Below are 22,221 nucleotides of genomic sequence, written 5' to 3' on the forward strand. Positions count from 1 at the left end.
TCAATCATTATCACAAACTTGTGGCCGCAAGAAAATTGAAGAACCTGATTCCTTTTTTGTACATTCCTGTGACTCTGCAAGATGCGTGAGCGCCTCTGATATGGCTTGCTCATGGCCGAGTGCCGAATAATGCAGCCAAGGATATACCCCAGCTCGATGTACATTCCCTTTCAAACGATGCTTGCGTACATCTGTTCGAATTTTCCTTTCATCAAAAAGCAGAATATGATCAGCCTGAAAATCATGAAGCTCATCTAGGCTCACGATATCCAGAAAGGCAAAATGATCGGTTCCCACTGGGGGTCTTACCTGGAGGTCTCCGTACAAAATATCGGAAATTTTCCGCCTTCTCGCACCAAAAATACGGGCTCCACCATCCCAAGCCCTCACTGCCATAACGGTTTCATTCCCAATTTTTTTGCGGATACGCTCCCGGGCTGCAACTGCTTTTTGATCATAATAATAGAGCCAACTCGTCGCCACTTCTGCAATTCCCAGCATGGCAGCTACCTGCTGCAAATGATCCCGCCAGGTCGTTGTTTTGAAAGGAATGAGCAAGGTCGGTGCAATGGCTTCCAATTGTTCAAACCAAGGTGCAACCTGATCCGTACCCACAATCAAATCCGGCTCCATCTGGTGTAGACGGTACAAGTCAAATTCCAGCGTGGCTGCTTCCATCTGGGAGTACGGCCTCTTTTGCCGATGCTTTTCCCAAACAGGGATTAGTTGTTGGACCGAGACCCCCAATGCGAGCAGATCACCGATGATTGCTGGATGGAGTACGGCGATTTTCTTTTGTAACGATTTCTTGAAGCGATAAGGAGGAACGCCAACTATCTTTTTAAACATCCGACTGAAATAGTACACATCCCGATAGCCCACTTCATTAGCTACCTCAGGAATCATCACGTCCTCCGCCACCAGAAGCTGACAGGCCTTCTCCATTCGTTTCCGATTGATGAATTGCAAGGGAGTGAGCGAGGTGTACTCCTTAAACTGCTGATAGAAAAGGGTTGGCGTCATTCCTGAGTAGCGAGCCATCTCCTCGATCTGAAAAGTCTCCTCACAATGTTGCTCCATATGTTCAGCGATCCCTTGAAGAAGTTGCTGACGATCTGTTTTTTTCTCTTGCAGCGTGACTCCAGCCATAATAGCTTGCCATAGCTTCAAAAAAAGAATTTGCATGGCTGGCTGATCGAAGTGATCTTTTCGCCATGCCAGATGCAATTGTTCGATATGATGGTGAATCAAGGAGATTGTTTCGATATGGTGCTTTCCCTGGATCGGAAGCATCGCTTCGTTTATGAGCCAGCCATCCCTTTCTTTTCTGGCATGAGCAGCAAAAAGCGCCACGTAACAAACATAGATGTTCTCCGTAATGGGCAAAAGGGCGAGCCCTTCCTGCATATCCTCTAGAGAGATGACCATGAAATCTCCCTGGTTAAGCATCCCTCCTGTCTGATCCAACCGAAACGACGCCCTGCCCTCTATTACCAAAATGATGAATTGCTCGCTTCTATCTCTCGCTTCTACAAGTTTCCATTCTTTTGAAATGGACAAAACTTGCACATCGTTTACAGTGATGACATTCGGATCACGATAGGTGTCTGTTTTTCCCATAACTAACTCCTCTTACATCATGATGTAACAATCTATTGATAATCATTCTCACCAATTGTACGAGAGACCTGACAAAACTGCAATTGCACTTGAGTGAGAAAAAGCAAAAAAACGCCTAACGATCATCAAGATGACCACTCGACGTTTTACTTTCCTTGTAGACAAATATTTCAAAATAATCTTATATGTTAACAAAGCATCTCATATTTTCTACCTATGTTTCTACTAAATCACAGACAGAAAGAGGTACAGGTATGCTGAGCAATCAAAAAGTAATTGTAACGGGAGCAGCTTCTGGGATCGGGAAAGCCGTAGTAATGCAATGCCTACAAGAAGGGGCCGCTGTCATCGCGTGTGACCTCAATCAGGAAGCCATGCTCGCACTGGAAGAAGAGATGGATCGAGAAGAAAGACTACATACGTATTGTGTGGATGTTAGCAAATATGAGGAGGTCGCGGCTTTTTTTGCGCATATCGAGGCAGAGCATGCGGATTGTACCAGTCTCGTCAATAACGCAGGCATTTACCTAGCGAAAAACGTACTGGACTACGACTTCGAAACGATTGAAAAAGTGCTTGCGATTAATATAAAAGGATACATTTATTTCTCACAGATGTTCGGGAAGTTGCTTTTTCCTGCCAAAAAACGTGGAACGATCGTCAACCTGTCCTCTGTATCCGGACTAGAGGGCAGCTCGGATGCGGTCTATGGAACCTCGAAGGCGGCGATTCTCGGCTTGACGAAAAGCTGCGCGATGAACTTCGCTCCCTACATCCGGGTCAATGCGGTTGCACCCACCATGGTTGCTACACCGATGATGGACACCATTTCAGAGTGGCGTCGGGCAGAATATCTCGCTCATGGCCTCATCGACAGCCCTGTATTGCCTGCGGACGTGGCGGATACCGTTGTTTTCCTGTTATCGGAGAAGTCCAAGCATTACACCGGAGCGACTTTTGACATCAACAACGGAGGATATCTGCGGTAATAGCAAAGGGGCGTTTATTCAGACAGATGGAGACTGAATGAACGCCCTTTTTATCATTTCCGTTTAATGCCCTACCATCCAAGGGCGTTTACCTCCACGGCTGTGGGTATGTCCCCGATGTGCCTGACTACCGTGGCTGTGGCTACACCCTGCTCCTTCATGGGAATGCGATTGTTTCCGTACAATTTTCGGTTCCACACCACGCTCGATCCGTTGGCGCAGCGCTTGCGGTGTCATGATCAATCCTGGTGCAGCATACAAACGCTTGGACGGTTGCTGGCAATCGGGGCAAGCAACGCTCTCTGTCAACTCGCTCATCTTCAACCACTGAACAAATGGACCACATTCCTCGCACATGTAATCGTATCTCGGCATCGTATTTGGCTCCTTCTTCGCGGTCTTTTTCTTGGCTACTTCGGCAAAATATCTCGATCAAAAATACTTGTCGGGATAGACAAGGTGCAGCACGCGTTCGGAATATCGACGATCCCCGCAATTCTTCCCTCCACCGGTGCCGTTCCCAGCAGCATGTACGCCTGCTCCCCCGTGAAACCCATCGCTGTTTTCAAATACTCGATGGCATTCAGGCAGGCATTGCGATAAGCGACATGCGCATCCATGTACAGCTGCTGCCCTGTCGTCTCATGGACGGAAATCCCTTCAAAAACGAGGTATTCCGTATAGCGAGGCTCTACTGGACCGGGCTTGAATACAGGGTTGTTCACGATGTTATACTTCGCCATCCCGCCCTTGATTACGTCCACATGAAGATCCAGCCAACCAGCCATTTCAATTCCGCCGCAGAAGGTCACTTCTCCGTCTCCTTGCGAAAAATGTAAATCGCCCATGGACAGCTTCGCTCCATTTACATAAACCGGGAAGTAGATACGAGTGCCTTTGGACAAGTTTTTAATATCGCAGTTTCCGCCATGCTCGCGAGGGGGAACTGTTCGAGCCGCTTCTCTGGCAATCCGATCAAACTCTGCTCCTTTTAGACTACCCAACACAGCACTGTGCGGGGTCGGCAAATTCGCGAGTGGCGGCATTCGTTCAGGATTTGTCGCTACGAGGTCGCTCTCTCTTCGGTTCCAGCGATCCAATAGCTGGTGGGAAGGTGCCGTACCGATCAAGCCTGGATGAAGAATGCCAGCAAATTTGACTCCTGGCAAATGGCGAGAGGTCGTGTAAATGCCGTGGAAGTCCCAGATCGACTTGGCCGCTTGCGAGTAATGATCGACGAGGAAGCTCCCGCCGTTTTCTTTGGCAAAAATCCCATTAAAGCCCCATTTTCGATTGGGGGAGTGCCCCGATATCGAGAATATCGACAACCAAGAGGTCGCCTGGTTCTACTCCATTCACCCAGACAGGTCCACTGAGCACATGGACGCGATTGAGATTGACATCCCGAATGTCGGAAGGGTCATCGTTGTTAGCGACCTGCCCATCCGTCCAGTCCTTACATTCCATGCGGAAAACAGCTCCTGGATTCACGGAAACTGTAGCTGGAATATCTGGGTGCCATCTGTTGTGACCAGGTGTATCCTGCTCCTCCATCGGTTTGTTCAAGTCAACTCGAAATAAAACTTCTGGCATGCTGCTTCCCCCTCACTTGTTCAAAATTGCGTATGCCGTACATACACAAAAAGAAGCAAATGACATGCCAATGCTTGCAAGTCCCGATAAAAATTTGATGATACCGATTCTTTTGGCTATTTTCTCCTGTATACTTATTACAAAGAGCTTGTCGCAAAACAGGTCATGCAGTTGATCTGTCTTTGACCGGAAAAGTCCCTCATCTCTTGTATCGCTTTCGTCATTGTGTGTCGTTTGTTTCCCTGCTTCCTTGTCGGACACCTGTCCCACGATCGAACAAACAAACTATAACCAAGAAAGGATGCGAGAACGATTTTTGAAGCCGGCATGCTGCTCTCTTCTTTCAATTCTTCCACCGTAATCGAGCGTTCCCATCATCGCGCGATCTCTCATGCTCTCTTTCATTCTCTCTATCAGCAATTACAGGCCTCTGCGAATCTTTCATCCTACGAATTTTCTCTGATTAGGGATGCGCTTATCCATTTGCTACAAAATGGCTCTTTGCCACTTTTCCCGCTATCCCTTGCCACTACGCGACGTTCTTCCGCTCTTCAGACTGATCCTATGATTCCAGCTCTCAGGCATGCCTCTCATTCTGTTCCCAATTGGAAGAGTCTGCTTTTCGCATGGGCCGAAAACAGCCATGAATGCCTAATCGCACTCAGTGACGAGCGCGTCGTACTTTTTGCTAACAAGCGGGCACAAGAACGATTTTCATTATTTGAAGGCCTTGTTCTCGAGGTGGATTGGGAACAAGAACGCTTAACCAATTGGTCCTTAGAGGAACTCGATCTGGGGGAACAGACGTGGTATCGCCTCTTTCTTATTCGCCCATGCACGTCAGCCTTGTCAAAGACAGCTAGCAGTTACTCGTTTTCAGAGATTCATACAAATAGTCCCCTCTATCAAGCCCAACTACATACAGCGCGTATCGCTGCACAATCTCTATCCAATACGTTATTGCTCGGAGAAACAGGCTGTGGCAAAGAGGTCCTGGCACGTGCCATCCACTCCTCCAGTTCGCGAAAAGACGGCCCTTTTCTTGCAGTCAATATCGCAGCACTTCCACGTGAACTGATCGCAAGTGAGCTATTTGGATATACAGAAGGAGCTTTTACTGGGGCAAAAAAAGGAGGGCAATCGGGGAAATTTGAAGCAGCAAATGGAGGAACGCTCTTTCTCGATGAAATCGGGGAAATGAGCATGGAGCTTCAAGTGCTATTGCTTCGCGTCCTCGAAGAACGCAAAGTGACGAGATTGGGCTCTCACGAAGAAAAGCCATTGGACATTCGGATTATCGCTGCCACCAATCGTTCCATTGAAGAAGAGGTACGGAATGGACAGTTTCGTGCAGACCTTTACTACAGGCTCAATGTCTTGCAAATACGCATCCCTTCCCTGCGCGAACGCAAGGAAGACATTGCAACCTTGGCTGACGAGTTCCTCCAGCAGCTCCATACCCAATACGCTGGCGGTCCGACAAGCATCTGTGAATCTGCCCTGGCGATCTTGCAGCAGCATTCATGGCCCGGAAATATTCGTGAGCTGCGCAATATCGTGGAGAGAGCCTTTTTACATGCGTACGGTGATTCGTGGGTCACCTCTCACCATCTTCCGAGCGAATGGCAGCAGCAGTATGGATTGCAAGAAGCATCCGGTGAACCTTTGCCATTATTGCGCGAATTAGAGCGACAGACGATCCAGCAAGCCATCACACAAGCTCCGTCCATCAGCGCCGCTGCCAAAAAGCTAGGAATTGCGCGAAGCACCCTGTATCGGAAAATGGAAGAGTTAGGAATCGGATAAGAAAATCGGGGGATGAGCGTAAGCAGCTTGTCCCCCGAAACATTTTACCGATGCCCTATTCGTCAGCGAGTGCTCGCCTTATCGTCATTCTTGCTTCCTCTGCCACTTCTTCGTCATGGTTATCAATGGCTTGCATCCAGAGCAGCATCGGAATGTACACCGCCATCATCCTGGCCAATATGTTTGTCTCTTCATCCACTTCTCCATACGCATGAAAAAATGGCTGGCGGGCTTGTGGCGGTAAAAAGCTGTAGGCCACATTTAAATCTGCTCCCGGGTGACCCACATTGAGATCCCCCCAGTCAATGATGCCTGATATATGCCCAGCTTCATCTACCAGCATATTTTTCACATGCAAGTCTCCATGTAGAACCACTTCACACGGACTGATTCGGTCTATCACGACTTGCCCTAAATAATTCGCGATCGCATCCCGATCCTCTTCAGAAATATGTACAGCTAAGGTAGACAAGAACGTCTGCATCTTTTCTTTTCTCTGTGCAATGTCCAAGAGGTTCCTGTGATCATGTTCGATCCCGTTTTCACGGGCACGCTGGGGCGGAAACGCGTGCAATTCTTTTAAAAACGTCGCAAGTGCCACTGCTGATGAAGCACGCTGCTCGTCGGTCAAGCCTTTTGGAAACGTTCCCGGTACATACGTGTACCCCAAAAAAGGGTATGGATAGTCGTCGTTTGGTTCCCCATAAAAAACTGGCTTCGGATATGGTATCGTCAGGAATGCCGCAAGCATTGGCAGCAGCACCCCTTCCTTTTTGATCAGTTCAACAGCGACATTCCGCCTGGGAAAACGGAAAACATATTCGTCCCCCACTCGAAAGACCACGTTATCCCAACCACAGCCGATAAGATTGATGGGCATAGAAGATAGCTGCGGAAACTGACTGTAGATGAGTGCGCGTGCCAATGGTTCAGATACTTCCCAGTCAGCATCCCATGGATTCGAGTTGGTCATTGCTTTCGTTCCCTCCCATTTGTCATTTCATCTGCCGTGATGATGCTTTGCAGCTACGATTGTGTAGAACGGATCTGATAGACACATTTCTTTCCGCCGATTGCCACGCATTCCGTCCGTTCTACGCTCGTCTGGAGTAACGCTCGGTAACAATTAAGCTCTCTTGCACAGATCATCTGATATCGATCTGCTACTTTAAAATATGGACAATTATACTGCGTGATCACAAATTCCTCATCACTTACCTGCTCCCATCTCGCCATAAATCCGTTGTCATCTTGGATGCGTGCCATCTCTGCCACCTTTTCAGATAGCTCTTTTCCTTCCATTTGTCCCTCGTATTTCTGGATAATCTTCTCTTGCTGCCTTGCGAAAAATTGATCCACCCGGTCTTCCCCGTCTGCCAGCACGATATGCTCCATCAAATCCACGGCTAATTGCCCGTAATCATTCGGAAATTGTTCGTTACCTTGCTGTGTTAACGAATAGTAGTGCATCGGTCTGCCTGCTTTTTGACGACCTACTCTGCACACAACAAAACCGTCTTTTTCCAAGTAGATCATTTGCCTGCTGACAGCTACCTTTGTGAGCTCCAGCCTGTTTTGCAAATCCTTTGTGCTGAGCTCCCCTTCCCTTTTCAGCAACAATAAAATGTATTCACGTGTTGATAGATGTCTATATCTCTCCATTTTCTCTTCGCCCCTTTATTGGAAAAGAACGATACGCTCACAGTATATGTCCTTTGTATAACTAATTCAACAAACATGTTTATAAAGTGACATTCATTGCTCATCGTGAGATCTACGCAATCACAATTTATTAAACATTTTAGTTGAATATATATAAAATAGTGCATATACTGTAGTTGCAGTGCAAGGTGTTTTTTTCCAAGAAGGATAGGTGAAACGTATGAAACCTGTATTTTCGCTTCTCCGTGAACGACAGGTCGAAGTGACTTATCAAGAGCCTTTGGCGGCACATACTACCTGGAAAATTGGCGGACCTGCGGATTTACTGATTACACCGAGCAGTAAATCCCAACTGATCATGGTCCTGCAAATACTGAATGAACATCATGTCCCATGGATGGTGATGGGAAAGGGCTCCAACCTTTTAGTCACAGACAAGGGGTATCGTGGCGCAGTCATAAAATTAAACAAGGCTTTGGACTATGCCCGAATCGTGGACAATCAGATTTATGCAGGGGCTGCCTACTCCTTGATCAAGCTTGCAGCATTGGCAAACAAGCACAGGCTCAGTGGATTGGAGTTCGCTGGCGGAATACCCGGATCTGTCGGCGGCGCTGTGTACATGAATGCAGGCGCGAACGGATCGGATATATCGGACATCTTCCATTCAGCTGAAGTGATCACACAAACGGGAACCATTCGCTCCTTGCATGCTGTAGATTTGGATTTTTCTTATCGCCACTCTTCCTTGCAAGATACTGATGTCATGATCACGGAAGCTATTTTTGAGCTGACCCCGCGAGACAGCGACAGCATCAAGCTCCAGTGGAACCACTATAAAGAAAAACGTTTAAAAACACAGCCTCTGCCTTTTGACTGTGCAGGTAGTGTATTCAGAAATCCCCCAGGCCATTTTGCTGCAAAGCTCATTGAAGATGCTGGCCTAAAGGGCATGCGGTACGGAGGTGCGGAAGTATCGAGCAAGCATGCCAATTTTATTATGAATACCGGCAATGCCACCGCACTTGATGTATGGACACTCATGAGGCAGATTCAGGAAAAAGTTCACAGCCAATCAGGTATTCACCTTGTTCCTGAAGTTGTGATCGTAGGTGAACAGTAAGCATAAAAAAGGAGGTCTCACGATGATTCAAATTAGCGAAACTGCTGTAGTTCGCCTTCAAAATATGCTCGAACAAGAAAGCTCTTCTCTCTTCATTCGTTTTGGCGTAAAGGACGGAGGGTGCTCTGGGATGACCTATGGACTCGGTTTTGATGATACCTATCAAGAAGGCGACACCACAATCGATATTGATGGCGTGAAGCTGGTCGTCAATCCGGAAAGCTATCCGTATGTCGATGGCGTCGAAATCGATTACAAAGAAACAGGGATGATGGGTGGATTTACGATCCAAAACCCGAATGCAGTCGCAACCTGCGGCTGTGGCAGCAGCTTCCGTACAGCCCTACATCGAGGGAAAAGAGAAAAGTGTGAGTAATCCACCAGACGAAAATGACTTGTCACCGATTCTAAACAAATGCTATTCTATTGAAAAAATTCCCCCTATAACTTATGTAAGGTGACAATATGCTTTCATTTTCAAGACTAAGTAAATGTAAACCCCCAATTCCGTAATCTCTCCTCCTACGCTGTTTGAGATTTTCGGAATATAGGGGGAATGTACAAGTGAATAGAAAAATCTCAACACCATCTTTGTTACTGTTGATCATCCTGGTTGGTTTTCCGCAAATTAGTGAAACGATCTATACACCTTCGTTACCTGATATCGCCAATAGTCTCCATGCCAGTAACAATACGATCCAACTGACACTCAGTATTTACTTCCTCGGTTTTGCCTTTGGTGTATTTTGCTGGGGAAGACTCTCTGACTCTATCGGTAGACGCCCTGCCATGCTCTGGGGAATATTTGTTTATGGTTTGGGGAGCTTTGGTTGCTATCTCTCCGATTCGGCTGATTGGTTGTTATGGAGCCGCTTCATTCAAGCCTTCGGTGCGAGTGCAGGATCGGTGGTAACCCAAACCATCTTACGAGAGAGTACTGACACGACCAAGCGTCATGCTGTTTTTGCTCAGATTTCAGCTGCTCTCGCTTTTACACCTGCAATTGGCCCCTTAATCGGTGGTTGGGTGGATCAATCGTTTGGATATCAGGCTGTTTTCTTCACGTTGATTGCGATGAGCGTAGCGATTTTTGCATACACGTTTGTCTCGTTACCTGAGACCAAAACGTCTACAGCTTTAAGCATAAATACGCTAGCTGTAGCCAAACGACTTGTTTCGGACAAAAGGATATGGGCTTTTGGTTTCTTAATTGGGGCGACAAATGGCATGTTGTTCAGTTACTATGCCGAAGCTCCCTTTATTTTCATTGCGTTTTTCGGCATGACACCTGGTGTGTTTGGGTTTTTGGGTATTTTCGTAGCGTTGGCTTCGGTGATCGGAGCCATGCTCTCGAAAAAACTGCTAACTAAATACACTGCTGAGAACATTATCCTGATCGGCTCACTGGTGACGACATTAGGAGCAGTATGCCTCACAAGCTTCACTTTGTATGGAGTGAGTCCGTCCGTTGTCTCGATGGCGATCATGGTAGCCTCTATCTTTACTCTTCTGCTAGGGATTGGGATCATGATTCCAAACTGCCTGAGTTTAGCTCTTGTCCACTACAGCGATGTACTCGGAACTGCTGGCGCTATTTTTGGTTTGGGTTACTACATCGTCGTCAGTCTTATCACCAGCGGCATGAGTTATTTTCATAATGGCTCGCTCGTCACCATGCCAATCTACTTCTTGCTATTGGCGATCATCATGGTGCTTGTTAGTAAACAAATAACGGTTAGCCCTACAGCCAACTAGCCTATTCATCCTGTCAACATCAAAAAGCCGATTCTCTTAGAGAAAATCGGCTTTTTGCCCGTACTCGTCACCCCTCCCGTTTCGTCTCGATCGATAATCCTTCGACATGCTTACGACTCATCATTTTGCGCTTCTTCCGGTTCTCTTTTGTCTCGAACACGATGTCCATGTCATAATCGGCCGGATACAGTTCTTTGCCCTCAATATGCAAGACGAGGCGCTTTTTGTTGATTTTATATTTCTGATTTTGAATCATGACGCCAACGATGCCTTTGGAGTCCTCCGCAGCAAATACGATGCCAGTTCTCCCCAGATAGGAAATGAATACACAATCACCAACAGCAAATGGCTTGTCACGCTCAGGTTTGGCTGGTGTATCTGCTGCTTTTTCGGAAATCTCCTGTGGAAGATGCTCTCGTCTTTCCTCTTCCACCTCTACTTCCACTTCTTCTGGCTTTTCTATTATTCGTGTCTCCACATAATGGGGAGCCTCATACTCTTCCTGCTCTCTGTCTTGGTATTGTTCCAGCCTTTCTGTACTGATAGTCGTAGTCGTGAATCCATTCCGAGTAATTTCCCGAGAACGCTGAATCATCTCAGACGGGATACCCAGCTTCAGTGCGATCAGAAATGCGTAGCTCTGGCCTGCTTCTCCGATTCGCAAGCGATACAGTGGCTGCAAGGTCTCCTCGTCAAATTCCATTCGTGCATTTTGGAACCCGGCAGTTGCGGAGGCAAAATTTTTGATTTCGTTAAAATGTGTATTCACAATCACCGTCGCACCTCTTCGGTGCAGCTCCTCCAAAATCGCAATCGACAAGGCGACACCTTCTCCTGGATCTGTACCGGTAGCCATCTCATCAATCAGAACGAGGGTAGAAGCGTCCGTAATCTGTAAGATTTCCAGCACATTATGAATATGCGCGGAAAACGTACTTAACGCTTGCTCAATGCTTTGCCCATCCCCAATATCTACCGCGATGTTGCGGAAAATGGCGAAGCGACTACCTTCCTGTACTGGTACGAGCAAACCCGACTGCACCATCATGGTTAAAAGCCCGATCGTTTTTAACGTCAATGTTTTCCCGCCTGTATTGGGACCTGTAATAATAAGCGATTTGTATTCTCGACCAATCCTCATATGCAGCGGCACCATTTTCGGACCGAGTAGCGGATGCCGTGCTTCCTTGACATCGATGATCCCTTTTTCATTTAGTTCGACATTCGCGCCTCCGATTGCCAATGCGTACTTCGCTTTTGCGAAAAGAAAGTCATACATGCCAACAGTCTCGACATTCACGGTGAGTTCATACGTATATTCTTCTGCGAATGCGGACAATTGCATCAGTACTTTTGTTACTTCGCGTTCTTCCTCTGCCTTGAGTGCGGTGAGCTCGAACTGTACGGTGCTGATCTCCGTCGGTTCCATATAGACGGTTTGACCGCTCGCCGATTCATCTAAAACACTGCCAGCCACTTGCTTGCGATGTTCTTTTTTGATGGGAATGACATAACGTCCATTGCGTGTACTAATGACATTTTCTTGCATGATCGAACGATATTTGTTCATGATGGAATCCAGTTGTCTTTTCAAGCGCTCTTCAAATACGACGATACGTTTACGCACTTTCAACAAGTCTTTGCTGGCGGAATCGACAACTTGCCCATGTCGGATGCATTGTTCGATTTCATTTTTCAATTTGGTGGCGTCGTACATCGATGCTGCATAAGAACTTACGCGTGGCGCCAATTGTGCTTTTGTCGCCATGTATTTTGTTAGTTGTGAGCAACTCGTTAGGAACAGGTACAGATTGGTAAAATCATTTACGCCAAATACATATCCTGTCCCCAGAAGGGAAAGGATCTTCTCCATCCCCTCCAGCGCAGGAATCGGTACACTAGCTCCATTTTGCAGGATGTTCTTTGCTTCTGCTGTTTCGTCCAACCTACTTCGCACTACTTTGACAGAGTCCATCGGCATCATTTGTTCTACATGCTTTTTCCCTGCGTACGATAAAGCGTAATCCATTACCTTTTCTTTGATTTTGTCGTATTCGAGACGCTGCAATGCTTTTTCATTCATGACTGATTTCTCCTTTTTTATGAAAAATTAAAAAGGGCGAAGAATGAACAAATGTCATTCTCCGCCCTTTTTTTGGGATACCTAAACAAAACGCAACCAAATAAAAAACCGCGCTGAACACAGCACGGATTTTGGGCGCAATGATAGGGTTTTCACCTAAGGCATTGTATGATATCCGTTGTTCTTAACTAATTCCAAGGCCGATGATCATCCAGCACAAAGAAACTTTGCTAAAAGGCAAAATTTCAAATGATGAATCAAGACCTTTTGTATGGAATTGCTTTAGTTAAGAACGACCGCCGACATCAACATCTCTCCCTAGATATGGTTCTTTTTACTATAGCGCATGTGATCTCCTGCCGTCAATCCGCTTCGAATTTGTACACTCTCACGCCATAGCCAGCAAAAATATCGTCAAGCTGTTTCCTTACCACATCCCAGTCTCCCCCTGCTAATCCGCAGCCGATCCCGTATGGAATGGCGAGGGTCAGATTTTCTTTTTTCGCTAGGGAGAGAACTTCTTCCAACCCTTTTTGCAGCATGTCATATTTCGTATAGACTCCTTTTTTCCCATAACCGAGCTGTGCGAAAAGGTTGGCAATGTACTTTCCTTCCCCAACCTGACAAAGCAATACTTGTCCAAGAAGGTCCTCACGTGCATGCGCATACTGCTCGCAATTCCGCTTGTATTCCGTATAAACGCTTGGATATTTGGCTCTTATTTGCTTGGCAAGCCCTGCTCCCATCACACCCATGCAGTTCACCTGCTGCACGATAATAGTTTCCGTGGCTTCCAAAATGTTGCCTGACACGACTTGTACCCATTCATTCATGGCACTCACTCCTTTTCCTTACGCTACATGCACGACTTTCTTTTTACGTCTTAGGAAACGCAGGCAAACAAAATAAAGCAAAGATGCAACTACGCCCAGGACGTAAAACTTGAGAAGCAGCATAAAGGTATGCGTAACGATGAAGAAAAGCATGATGGTTGCGATAATTCCAGCCACGATGTACAGCATTACTTCCAGTATGAAAAGGAGACTTCCCTTGTTCCATGGTAATCGCTTCATGACCCAATCAATGACGAGAGATTGCGGAATCCCTAACAAAAACACGGTCGGGAACGTAAACATCCCGACAAGAATAACCGAAGATCGATCCTGAAAATACAGTAGTGCAATCCCAAATGTAAATAAAAAACTGGCCAGTATACCCGCAATAAACCTTTCAGCCATGCTGGACAATCACTCCTTGCTCCCTACACCTGCTCACGGATAAACAGGTCTGGATAGTTCAGAACCAACCCATTTGTATCGACCGTGATGTTCTCCACGAATGTTCCTGCCCGATATTGGTAGACAGAAGAATCCCCTTTACTTTCTAGCAGTGTATATTGCTGCTCAACTTGTCTGTATGTCAGCTCATGGGCTGAAAAATAGGCTACTTGTATAGACTGTGGTTCCCGTGGAGAATACGACAAACGGCGGATCGGCAGTGTATTCGTGAAAGGCGTACAAGAAATATCGATATCGATACAGCTAAAGAGCTCAGGAATGGGCTCACCTACCTCGTTCGTCCAATTTCCCTTTCCATCCGATGAGAGATGCAAAGCGCCTTCTTCGCCCATGCTTGCTAGTGAAACCTCTCGCGTGACCCAATTTGAATCAAGAACAATTTCGTACTGGATTCTTGTTAGGGTGGCGTCATCCAGCCTCCCAATCACTATGCTATTGACGTGGATTCTGTTCGAGCCCTCCCGTATTCTCAAGTGCTCATATCCGACACCTGTCGTTGGTTTCCAGATAACATTCGTTGGTAACATTCAAGCTCCTCCGATCATTTGTTCCCCTTTTCTCCATCCTATCATTTCTTGGATGAAATTGGTAGAGTCCTGTATGATCAACTTACACAACGCATACCTGAGTAATCCATGGAATAGGATCATAGTACCGGAAAAGAATGGAAAGGAGACAATCTATGAATAATCCCTCCTTCTCCTTAACACAACCTGACATGCTATCCATTATTCGCAATGGTCTCCCACAAACCCACTCCCCCCTCACTATCATCATCGTCGGGGCTGGAATGGCTGGTCTTGTTTCTGCCTCGTTGCTTAAAGCAGCGGGACACAACGTAACAATTTTGGAAGCAGCGGACCGGATAGGCGGCCGAGTTTTTACATTGCGCTCTCCTTTTACCCATGGTCATTATCTAGAAGCTGGAGCCATGCGTATTCCTCTCACGCACGAACTTACTCTGGCATACGTGACGAAATTCGCTCTTCCGCTTCATCCGTTTATCAACAGCTCTCCGAACGACATCATCTCCGTAAATGGTATCAAAACAAGGCGTTGGATCTATCAGCGCGATCCGGACATCCTCCGTTTCCCTGTATCTCCACATGAAAAAGGCCGTACGTTCGACGAATTGGCCAGGCAAGCCATTAAGCCTATCATCGACTTCATCAACCTCGATCCAGCGAAGAATTGGCCCATCGTCGTCCAAAAGTACGATGGCTTTTCCATGGATCAGTTCTTGCGCTTCAATCCTGTTGCCCCTTCCTTATCCGCCCCCGCTATCGATATGATCAAGGTCATGACTGGCTTCGAAGGATTCCCTGAGCTCGCCTTTCCCGAAATTTTACGAGACTTCATCCTGTTCGATCCCTCTACACGCTTTTACGAAATAGCAGGAGGATTTGACCAGCTACCACAGGCATTTCTCCCCCAATTACAGGAGAATATCTACTTCCAGCATAAAATGACGCGAATCGTCGAGACGGGGAATCAAATTACGATTTTTGGCGTGCGTACCGACACAGGCGAACGGTTTCAGATAACCGGTGATATCGCGATTATTACCATCCCTTTTACCGTTTTACAGTTTGTTCGGGTTGAACCGTACGATCTGTTTTCCTATCAAAAATGGAAAGCTATTCGTCAACTCCACTACGTTTCCTCATCCAAAATAGGCATCCAGTTTTCGCAGCGATTCTGGGAAGTACAGGGAATAAGGAGCGGACAAACCGTAACAGATTCGCCTATTCGCCTCTCCTACTTTCCCAACCACGGTTTTGATCAGCCTGGGGGTGTCGTATTAGTCAGTTACACATGGGAGGATGACGACCTTCCGTGGCTCAGCATGTCGAAAGAAAAACAAGTTATGCAAGCGGTAAAGCATCTGGCTGACATTCATGGGGAGCAGGTGTACACTACCTTCGTTACGGGGGTTACACATAATTGGGCGTTGCAGCCTTATGCTGCTGGTGCCTTTGCCTTGTTCAAACCGTTGCAGGAGACGGAATTAACTCCCTACATTGGTGCGCCTGAAGGAAGAATTTATTTTGCGGGGGAGCACACCTCGAATGAACATCACGGCTGGATTCAAGGGGCGATTGAGTCTGCTTTGCGCGTGGCTGTGGAAGTGGGAAAAAAATGAGCGGGGGTCTGTACGATGAAAGATTCCGTACATTCCCCCGCCGTTTATCGACTACGATTCTTTTACGAATTCAATTCATATTCTTTTCGAAGCAACGCAAGCTTCACAAGATCAATGTACATCCCATTTTCAAATTCCGTTTCTCGATGGATTCCTTCTACTTGAAAGCCAAATTTTTGGAGCAAATGGATGGATGCCGTATTTCGCGTATCTGCTTCTGCTTCTATTCTGTTTAGATGCATATGCGTAAACCCGTACGCGATAATGGGCCGCAGTGCTTCCGACATGATCCCCTTATTCCACCACGAAAAATTCAGATCATACCCAATCTCCGCTTTGTTATGTACAGCATGATAATGTTTGTAGCCGCAGCTGCCAAGAAATTTTCCAGTGGAACGATCCGTAACCGCCCACCTGAGTCCCTGTTTTTGTTTAAATAAGTCTCGGTACCATCGAAGTTCATTTTCAGCCTCTGCTATTGATTGAAACCTCGCTATTCCTACATATCTCGCCACATCTTCATGTGACAACACTTCAAAAATATCTTCAATGTCTTGTTGATTAGGTTGTCGAAGGATCAATCTGTCTGTTTCGATGACAGGGAATTGATCGGACATAGTCGGGTTACTCATGATAAGAACCTCCTTGTAAACGTAGGATGGAAGATTTTTGATGCCTACTCCCTTCCATCATCTAGTGAATGATATGGTTTATTATAGGAAGGACAAGAAGCAGAAGCAATGTCTGTCGTGTTCTTTGTAACCTTCTGTCTCTTTCCCATTAGTTGGTTTGCTCGCGAAATAAATAAGAGATCGGGAGGCTCATGGCAATTTCCCTGAAGAAAAAAGCCCCATTCCCTCTTGCTATCTGAGGAAATGAGGCAAACCAACGCGGCCTACTCTTTTTCTATCTGAATAGGAATTTCCCACTTTTGATCCGTATCCTCGATCAACGCCTACCAAAAAGAAAAAACCTTGATTTACCAATGTTTTTTAACGTACATCATGCGTTCGTACTACAGAGTCTTACGAAATTGATAGTCCATCTCTCCAGCCAATGCTGCCGGAGTATCACCTGTTTCGCGGAAATCATGGGTATAAATCGTTTCAAACGGCCCAAAATCCGCTTGCTTATAAAATTCAAAGCAAGGGAAGCCATCATGTGCTCCTTCGATCTGTACAAGACCATCCCTTTTCGCAGTCACCAATAATAAGTAGTCCACCGGAGGCGCCTGCTCATTCAGGGGATTACTCGCACTTGCGCTCATTTCAAAGCTCACTTCATCATCCGATTTCCATACCATATTCCTGCACAAAATGCCCTCTGTACTCGCTTTTCCTTTTCGCAGCTGAATCGAGCCATCAGGATTCGTGATTTTCTCCATTGTGATTCCCGTGTTCTGATAAGAAAAAATTTCTTTTTTCATGAAGTCTACGACGACCTCTTGCTCCACTCTGGAACGCATGGCATTTACGGCATAGGGGGTAAATTCTCGCGAATCGCCTTCAAATTGAATGACTTTTCCTGTTTGCGGATCTGTTCTGGGCTCCGTCCATGACTGGGGGATAAATACACTCGCTCTGATTTTGATCAGGTTCACCATACATTGGCACCTCCATGTGTGATTGTTCTTCTAAGACAAATATGTGATGTTTTGGTGAGGAACGAACTCCATGCAGATCGCTTCAAAATCTTTGCAATCAGCCAAATGGGACAGATTCATAGGGGCTTGTATCCTTTCTACGCCCATCTTCGGATTCACTAATAAATAATACGCCATAAGCAACGCTTTTCTACAATGATCCTGGTTTGGTTCACGCACGAGTAGCTCGCAGATGATAGCTGTTCTCTTATCCTCGTCATATTGCAAGGCCAGATGATAATCCCAAAATGGTATGGTGCTTTTACTCCCAGCAGAACAAACAATAGGGAAACGAGCATGTACAAAATGCTTGATGATCTCATTTACTTTATCCGTGCTTACCTTCTTCATTTCGTTGTCAACGCAGCTAATTCCTTGATGAATTACCTGATAATAAGCCACGTTCAATAGATGCTCCCGAAATCTCTCTATCAATTCCCCACGCAAAAAAATAGGACCTATCACAATAAAGTCCCCCTTATTTGGTGTTACTGTACTTCCTATTTCGACATGTAGAAATATTATCCTATTTGTGCCTCATTTCCTCAATCGCGTTTTCATGACCGCCATGTTATGATTCAAAAAGATAAGGATCATCCAATGATTACCATATATAAACGTACATAACATCGTATGAGTAAGGTGGGATAATGATGCTGCACGAGAATGCGAATCTTCACGCTCCAGACAGATGTATTTTTCTCGTTACAGGGATTATGGCTTCTGGAAAATCAACAGTCGCTCAGTTACTTGCTGAAAAGCTGAATCGAGGCGTTCATCTGCGAGGTGATTCGTTCCGACGAATGATTGTAAATGGCAGAGAGGAATTTATGCCTGAACCATCAGAAGAAGCCATTCGTCAGCTGCAGTTGCGCTACAAAATAGCAGCCTCTACGGCAGACACTTTTTTTGAAGAAGGATTTAATGTCGTTGTACAGGACGTTGTGATCGGCCCCCTTTTGAGCGAATTTGTTGAAATGATTCGGAACCGTCCATTGTATGTTGTCGTACTCACGCCAAATGAAAAAGTGATTGAAGAGAGAGAGGCATCCCGTTCCAAAACAGGGTATGGTGCTTGGACGATTCCCCACCTCAATCAAATCTTGCAGACCGAAACACCAAAGCTCGGCATGTGGATCGATTCTTCCGAGCAGACACCACAGGAAACTGTCGACGAAATTATGCGGATTGCTTTTTCTGAATCTGCTCTCTCGCTCTCCAAGAAAAAACCTGAGTCCGATAAAATACCGAACTCAGGCAACCAGATCGTCTAACTGCTTACACTGCGTACATCGTTGGCCAGAAGTACTCTACGCCTTCCGCGTACAAGAACGCTTGGAACTTTTTCAGTTCATCAGGAGTATTTCGGACAGCGCGAGGAGTCAGGCCATATTGCAAGCAATAAGCTGTCAAATAGCCAGCAACTTCACCGACGTTCCACTCTACTGGGTGGAGACGGAAGCATCCATTTGTAATATGCGTAACCCCGAGGTTTTTGCCTGCTGGCAACAGGTTATTTACACGCACAGGGATTAAGCTGCCCAGCGGAATTTGGAACGGATAGGTAGACACATCGACGTAATTGCGGTTCGCAGTGCTTGGATGCAGGTCAATTCGGTAGCTGCCGACCCCAACGGAATCATGGAAGGCTTCTGCCTTGCCTGTATTGCGGACAAATGCACTCACATGTTGCTCCAATACGGTGAATTCGGCTTTGATCCGGCGGGATTCACGTATATATGGATACATCGCCAGTCCATCCTCTGTTCCCATTACATCCTTGCGCAGTCGCAGCCCTGGATACCCTTGTCCACCATCTGGGCGAGGAGCCTCTGTTTGCATCCAATACAAAAGGGAGAGACTCAGTTGTTTACCGCCGTAGAGGTGACGCTGACGCTCTTCCTCTGGTACATCAATGATCGAGCCAAGCCAGTAATCATTTTGCGGCCAGTTAACGGTTGTTACGCCACTCTTGTACAATCCGGTTTGGAAGTTTTTCGGATCAGCAATCTGGCGATACGTGAAGAGTGGAAAATATTTAGTCCCCGGGAACAGCTCATATCGTACAGATTCAGCAGTATTTCGCGGGTTGGAGCCTGTCCAGCTGAGCAACTTGTCCGGCCAGAAATCTGCTTTGTAGTTGCGCCAGAAGTCATACATTTCCGGCTTGGCAATCGTATGATTTTCTCCCTCCAAATAATCCATCGCGAAGCAATACGTAAATGCCTGAATATCATTTGGCTGCGGCGGCCCGACAACAGCATTTGGCTCTCCCGTTTGATCGACTGATTCAGCGCCAAGTACGTATTCTACGCCAGCCTGCGGGAGTACATCTCCACATTCTGTCGCGTCCAAGAAATACGGTGCTACCAGTTCATGAAAATCATGATGCTTCTGATCTTCTACTGTGATCGACAGTACGTTATCGCCAGCCATGCGAACAGCATGCAGCTTATGATTCGTCAGAATAGTAAGTCTACCGCTGTTAATATAAGGAGCAAGCATCTGATAAAACACAGCGAGCGCTACTTTCGGTTCGTGGCAAAGGCGACTTACGGAACCGTTACCAGGGTCAAGATTCGGGATGACGCGTGCTTCTGCCGTCATTGGATAATGGTTACGGTAATAGTCACGCACGCTGTCACGGAATGTGCGATAGCTCCGCGTGCAACCAAACTGTTCAATCCATGGATGCTCATCTGGCGGTACCGCTTGGCTCGTAAATTGACCGCCAATCCAATCGGTCTCTTCCGTCATAATGACTGATTTTCCTGATTTCGCTGCTGCCAGTGCTGCTGCGCAGCCACCAGTACCTCCCCCAATGATTACCACATCAGCATGAAGTTCTCTCATTCTTTTTCCCTCCACATTTTCTACTTTTTGGTTGTTTCTGCCAATTAATACGCAAAAAATGACAATAGGTTACAAATTTCGCAGAAAAAACTAAATATTTTTTCCATTAGCTTCTGCTTGTGCAAACTTTGACTCAGCATCAGTGCTTCAAATTTACCTAGGAGTTGATGCCCCTTTCCAGCCCCTTCCTGCTGTCTCTTACCAAACCGGAATTCCACTTTTCCACCCTAAAACTTGTGTTTTTAGGTGAGATTGTCTTTGCAAAGGCTCCAAAAACAAGAACATATGTTCTCAATTAAATATACACGAACAAAATGCGAACAGTCAAGAAATTATTTCCTTTTCTTTCTATTATTTGTAATCAATCAAACGATAGAGAGTTGGCTAAAGTGAATATACGCACAAAAAATCCCTCCAGCTAGACTATCTCCAGCATGAAGGGATTTTTGAATCGTCTTTATTTAAACAAATTAATCGTGGTAATAATGATCGGCATCGCGAACACATCAATCAGGAAGGCACCTACGATTGGAACGACCAGGTATGCTTTTCGCGAAGGACCAAATCTTCCCGTTACTGCCGCCATATTCGCCATTGCGTTTGGTGTAGCGCCCAGACCATGTCCGGTAAAGCCTGCGACCATGACTGCGGCGTCGTAGTTTTTGCCAAGCAAACGGAACAAGACGAAAATCCCAAACAAAACGATGAATACTACTTGAACAAATACGATCACGAGCATTGGAAGCGCAAGGTCTGCAACTTCCCACAGCTTGATGCTCATCAGTGCCATGGACAGGAAAATTCCAAGCGTCACATCACTGATCAGGTTGATGCTCTTCATGTCGATTGCCTTTGGATTGAGCTTGTCTACAATGTTACGGACAATTACCGCTACAAACATCGCTCCCACATAACCCGGCAGAACAAATCCGGTTGCAGTCGAGAACAGCTCTCCCAAATACGTTCCCAATGCCATACAGAATGTAATCAATAGCACTTGGATGAAGAAGGTATTCGACGTAATCGCTTGTCCTTTTTCTTCTACTGTCTCTACTACTTCTTCCGTTTCTGTCGGCTTCAGATCGTATTTCGTAATCAAATATTTCACAGTCGGTCCGCCAACCAAGCCCCCTGCTACGAGACCAAAGGTAGCTGCTGCGATCCCAACCGCCAAAGCAGATTGAATGCCCATGTCCTCAAGTGTTTGTCCAAAAGCTCCAGCCGCTCCATGTCCACCTTCCATGGAAACAGCTCCGGCCATCATCCCGATCAGTGGATGAATGCCGAACACGGAAGCCAAAGACACACCAATTACGTTTTGTGCCAAAGCCAGAAATCCACAGGCGATCCAGTAAATAACGAGCAACTTACCACCAAGCTTGATCAGCTTAAAGCTCGCTCCCAATCCAACGGTAGTAAAGAACGTGAGCATGAACAAGCTTTGTAAGGATGTATCCAATGTAATTTGTAAAATTCCGGTCGCTTTCAAAACAGTTGCAATGACAGCGAACAACAAGCCCCCAACCACTGGTGCCGGGATACAAAACTTTTGCAAGAAACTAGCCTTTTTTACGAGGAATGTACCTAATACGAGAAGTGCTACTGCGAGAAAAATCGTCGTTACTTGATTAAGTGCTAACGTCATAGTTGTCTC

20 protein-coding genes and 1 pseudogene are annotated in these 22,221 nt (G+C 46.3%); 7 read left to right on the top strand and 14 right to left on the bottom strand.

Annotated features, from left to right (window positions below):
- Positions 1 to 1,620, bottom strand: a complete 1,620-nt coding sequence (locus HPY28_RS07315; protein ID WP_174230303.1) for an AraC family transcriptional regulator — start codon at positions 1,618 to 1,620, stop codon at positions 1 to 3.
- Between the two features lie 254 nt (positions 1,621 to 1,874).
- Here HPY28_RS07315 and HPY28_RS07320 point away from each other — a divergent pair, with 254 nt between their 5' ends.
- Positions 1,875 to 2,609 (top strand): SDR family NAD(P)-dependent oxidoreductase, encoded by a 735-nt coding sequence (locus HPY28_RS07320; protein ID WP_174230304.1) that lies wholly within the window; start codon positions 1,875 to 1,877, stop codon positions 2,607 to 2,609.
- Positions 2,610 to 2,672: 63 nt separating this feature from the next.
- Here HPY28_RS07320 and HPY28_RS07325 read toward each other — a convergent pair whose 3' ends face one another.
- Both HPY28_RS07325 and fmdA read right to left on the bottom strand, forming a co-directional pair.
- Entirely contained in the window at positions 2,673 to 2,984 is a 312-nt protein-coding gene (locus HPY28_RS07325; RefSeq protein WP_017250252.1) for an FmdB family zinc ribbon protein, read from the bottom strand.
- A 35-nt stretch (positions 2,985 to 3,019) separates the two neighbouring features.
- Positions 3,020 to 4,202 (bottom strand): annotated as a pseudogene (gene fmdA / locus HPY28_RS07330) (formamidase).
- A 483-nt stretch (positions 4,203 to 4,685) separates the two neighbouring features.
- Here fmdA and HPY28_RS07335 point away from each other — a divergent pair.
- Positions 4,686 to 6,008 (top strand): sigma-54 interaction domain-containing protein, encoded by a 1,323-nt coding sequence (locus HPY28_RS07335; protein WP_174230305.1) that lies wholly within the window; start codon positions 4,686 to 4,688, stop codon positions 6,006 to 6,008.
- 55 nt (positions 6,009 to 6,063) lie between these two features.
- On the opposite strand, the gene HPY28_RS07340 is transcribed toward HPY28_RS07335, so the two are convergent.
- Both HPY28_RS07340 and HPY28_RS07345 read right to left on the bottom strand, forming a co-directional pair.
- A complete protein-coding gene (locus HPY28_RS07340) occupies positions 6,064 to 6,981 on the bottom strand; it encodes a phosphotransferase (protein ID WP_174230306.1) in 918 nt (305 codons plus the stop codon).
- A 53-nt stretch (positions 6,982 to 7,034) separates the two neighbouring features.
- Positions 7,035 to 7,670 carry a helix-turn-helix transcriptional regulator gene (locus tag HPY28_RS07345; protein ID WP_017250256.1) on the bottom strand — a complete coding sequence of 212 codons (636 nt, stop codon included), beginning with the start codon at positions 7,668 to 7,670 and terminating at the stop codon, positions 7,035 to 7,037.
- A 220-nt stretch (positions 7,671 to 7,890) separates the two neighbouring features.
- Between HPY28_RS07345 and murB the strand changes: the two genes are divergently transcribed.
- The 3 genes from murB (at position 7,891) to HPY28_RS07360 (ending at position 10,548) form a co-directional block, all read left to right on the top strand.
- Entirely contained in the window at positions 7,891 to 8,793 is a 903-nt protein-coding gene (murB, locus tag HPY28_RS07350) for a UDP-N-acetylmuramate dehydrogenase (RefSeq protein WP_174230307.1), read from the top strand.
- A 22-nt stretch (positions 8,794 to 8,815) separates the two neighbouring features.
- Positions 8,816 to 9,169: a HesB/IscA family protein gene (locus tag HPY28_RS07355; protein WP_174230308.1), complete on the top strand. Its 354-nt coding sequence runs from the start codon at positions 8,816 to 8,818 to the stop codon at positions 9,167 to 9,169.
- Positions 9,170 to 9,357: 188 nt separating this feature from the next.
- Positions 9,358 to 10,548 (top strand): multidrug effflux MFS transporter, encoded by a 1,191-nt coding sequence (locus HPY28_RS07360; RefSeq protein ID WP_174230309.1) that lies wholly within the window; start codon positions 9,358 to 9,360, stop codon positions 10,546 to 10,548.
- 67 nt (positions 10,549 to 10,615) lie between these two features.
- On the opposite strand, the gene HPY28_RS07365 is transcribed toward HPY28_RS07360, so the two are convergent.
- From HPY28_RS07365 to HPY28_RS07380, 4 genes are all read right to left on the bottom strand, one after another.
- A complete protein-coding gene (locus HPY28_RS07365; protein ID WP_174230310.1) occupies positions 10,616 to 12,631 on the bottom strand; it encodes an endonuclease MutS2 in 2,016 nt (671 codons plus the stop codon).
- 362 nt (positions 12,632 to 12,993) lie between these two features.
- Entirely contained in the window at positions 12,994 to 13,464 is a 471-nt protein-coding gene (locus HPY28_RS07370) for a macro domain-containing protein (protein WP_174230311.1), read from the bottom strand.
- Positions 13,465 to 13,482: 18 nt separating this feature from the next.
- Positions 13,483 to 13,869 (bottom strand): hypothetical protein, encoded by a 387-nt coding sequence (locus HPY28_RS07375; protein ID WP_174230312.1) that lies wholly within the window; start codon positions 13,867 to 13,869, stop codon positions 13,483 to 13,485.
- Positions 13,870 to 13,892: 23 nt separating this feature from the next.
- Positions 13,893 to 14,456 (bottom strand): putative glycolipid-binding domain-containing protein, encoded by a 564-nt coding sequence (locus HPY28_RS07380; RefSeq protein WP_173622253.1) that lies wholly within the window; start codon positions 14,454 to 14,456, stop codon positions 13,893 to 13,895.
- Positions 14,457 to 14,611: 155 nt separating this feature from the next.
- On the opposite strand from HPY28_RS07380, the gene HPY28_RS07385 reads away from it, so the two are divergent.
- The gene (locus HPY28_RS07385; RefSeq protein WP_174230313.1) at positions 14,612 to 16,072 is read left to right on the top strand and encodes a flavin monoamine oxidase family protein; all 1,461 of its coding nucleotides are present in this window, start codon (positions 14,612 to 14,614) and stop codon (positions 16,070 to 16,072) included.
- A gap of 62 nt (positions 16,073 to 16,134) precedes the next feature.
- On the opposite strand, the gene HPY28_RS07390 is transcribed toward HPY28_RS07385, so the two are convergent.
- The 3 genes from HPY28_RS07390 to HPY28_RS07400 form a co-directional block, all read right to left on the bottom strand.
- Positions 16,135 to 16,704 (bottom strand): GNAT family N-acetyltransferase, encoded by a 570-nt coding sequence (locus tag HPY28_RS07390; protein ID WP_174230314.1) that lies wholly within the window; start codon positions 16,702 to 16,704, stop codon positions 16,135 to 16,137.
- A gap of 383 nt (positions 16,705 to 17,087) precedes the next feature.
- Positions 17,088 to 17,675 (bottom strand): DUF3238 domain-containing protein, encoded by a 588-nt coding sequence (locus tag HPY28_RS07395; RefSeq protein WP_174230315.1) that lies wholly within the window; start codon positions 17,673 to 17,675, stop codon positions 17,088 to 17,090.
- 30 nt (positions 17,676 to 17,705) lie between these two features.
- Complete coding sequence (locus HPY28_RS07400; protein WP_017250267.1) at positions 17,706 to 18,179, bottom strand: hypothetical protein; 474 nt, start codon at positions 18,177 to 18,179, stop codon at positions 17,706 to 17,708.
- 185 nt (positions 18,180 to 18,364) lie between these two features.
- Between HPY28_RS07400 and HPY28_RS07405 the strand changes: the two genes are divergently transcribed.
- Positions 18,365 to 18,988: an AAA family ATPase gene (locus HPY28_RS07405; RefSeq protein ID WP_174230316.1), complete on the top strand. Its 624-nt coding sequence runs from the start codon at positions 18,365 to 18,367 to the stop codon at positions 18,986 to 18,988.
- Between the two features lie 4 nt (positions 18,989 to 18,992).
- Here HPY28_RS07405 and HPY28_RS07410 read toward each other — a convergent pair whose 3' ends face one another.
- Together HPY28_RS07410 and gltS are read right to left on the bottom strand one after the other, a co-directional pair.
- Positions 18,993 to 20,567, bottom strand: a complete 1,575-nt coding sequence (locus HPY28_RS07410) for an FAD-dependent oxidoreductase (RefSeq protein WP_173622258.1) — start codon at positions 20,565 to 20,567, stop codon at positions 18,993 to 18,995.
- 457 nt (positions 20,568 to 21,024) lie between these two features.
- Entirely contained in the window at positions 21,025 to 22,212 is a 1,188-nt protein-coding gene (gltS, locus tag HPY28_RS07415; protein WP_017250271.1) for a sodium/glutamate symporter, read from the bottom strand.
- Between the last annotated feature and the right edge of the window lie 9 nt (positions 22,213 to 22,221).

The organism is Brevibacillus sp. HB1.2 (assembly GCF_013332495.1).
Classification (GTDB): Bacteria; Bacillota; Bacilli; order Brevibacillales; family Brevibacillaceae; genus Brevibacillus; species Brevibacillus porteri.

Bases quoted from the DNA above. Each gene is read 5' to 3' on its own strand.
- HPY28_RS07315 (WP_174230303.1), bottom strand. From the start codon at position 1,620: ATGGGAAAAACAGACACCTATCGTGATCCGAATGTCATCACTGTAAAC.
- HPY28_RS07320 (WP_174230304.1), top strand. From the start codon at position 1,875: ATGCTGAGCAATCAAAAAGTAATTGTAACGGGAGCAGCTTCTGGGATC.
- HPY28_RS07325 (WP_017250252.1), bottom strand. From the start codon at position 2,984: ATGCCGAGATACGATTACATGTGCGAGGAATGTGGTCCATTTGTTCAG.
- HPY28_RS07340 (WP_174230306.1), bottom strand. From the start codon at position 6,981: ATGACCAACTCGAATCCATGGGATGCTGACTGGGAAGTATCTGAACCA.
- HPY28_RS07345 (WP_017250256.1), bottom strand. From the start codon at position 7,670: ATGGAGAGATATAGACATCTATCAACACGTGAATACATTTTATTGTTG.
- murB (WP_174230307.1), top strand. From the start codon at position 7,891: ATGAAACCTGTATTTTCGCTTCTCCGTGAACGACAGGTCGAAGTGACT.
- HPY28_RS07355 (WP_174230308.1), top strand. From the start codon at position 8,816: ATGATTCAAATTAGCGAAACTGCTGTAGTTCGCCTTCAAAATATGCTC.
- HPY28_RS07365 (WP_174230310.1), bottom strand. From the start codon at position 12,631: ATGAATGAAAAAGCATTGCAGCGTCTCGAATACGACAAAATCAAAGAA.
- HPY28_RS07370 (WP_174230311.1), bottom strand. From the start codon at position 13,464: ATGAATGAATGGGTACAAGTCGTGTCAGGCAACATTTTGGAAGCCACG.
- HPY28_RS07375 (WP_174230312.1), bottom strand. From the start codon at position 13,869: ATGGCTGAAAGGTTTATTGCGGGTATACTGGCCAGTTTTTTATTTACA.
- HPY28_RS07380 (WP_173622253.1), bottom strand. From the start codon at position 14,456: ATGTTACCAACGAATGTTATCTGGAAACCAACGACAGGTGTCGGATAT.
- HPY28_RS07385 (WP_174230313.1), top strand. From the start codon at position 14,612: ATGAATAATCCCTCCTTCTCCTTAACACAACCTGACATGCTATCCATT.
- HPY28_RS07390 (WP_174230314.1), bottom strand. From the start codon at position 16,704: ATGAGTAACCCGACTATGTCCGATCAATTCCCTGTCATCGAAACAGAC.
- HPY28_RS07395 (WP_174230315.1), bottom strand. From the start codon at position 17,675: ATGGTGAACCTGATCAAAATCAGAGCGAGTGTATTTATCCCCCAGTCA.
- HPY28_RS07405 (WP_174230316.1), top strand. From the start codon at position 18,365: ATGATGCTGCACGAGAATGCGAATCTTCACGCTCCAGACAGATGTATT.
- HPY28_RS07410 (WP_173622258.1), bottom strand. From the start codon at position 20,567: ATGAGAGAACTTCATGCTGATGTGGTAATCATTGGGGGAGGTACTGGT.
- gltS (WP_017250271.1), bottom strand. From the start codon at position 22,212: ATGACGTTAGCACTTAATCAAGTAACGACGATTTTTCTCGCAGTAGCA.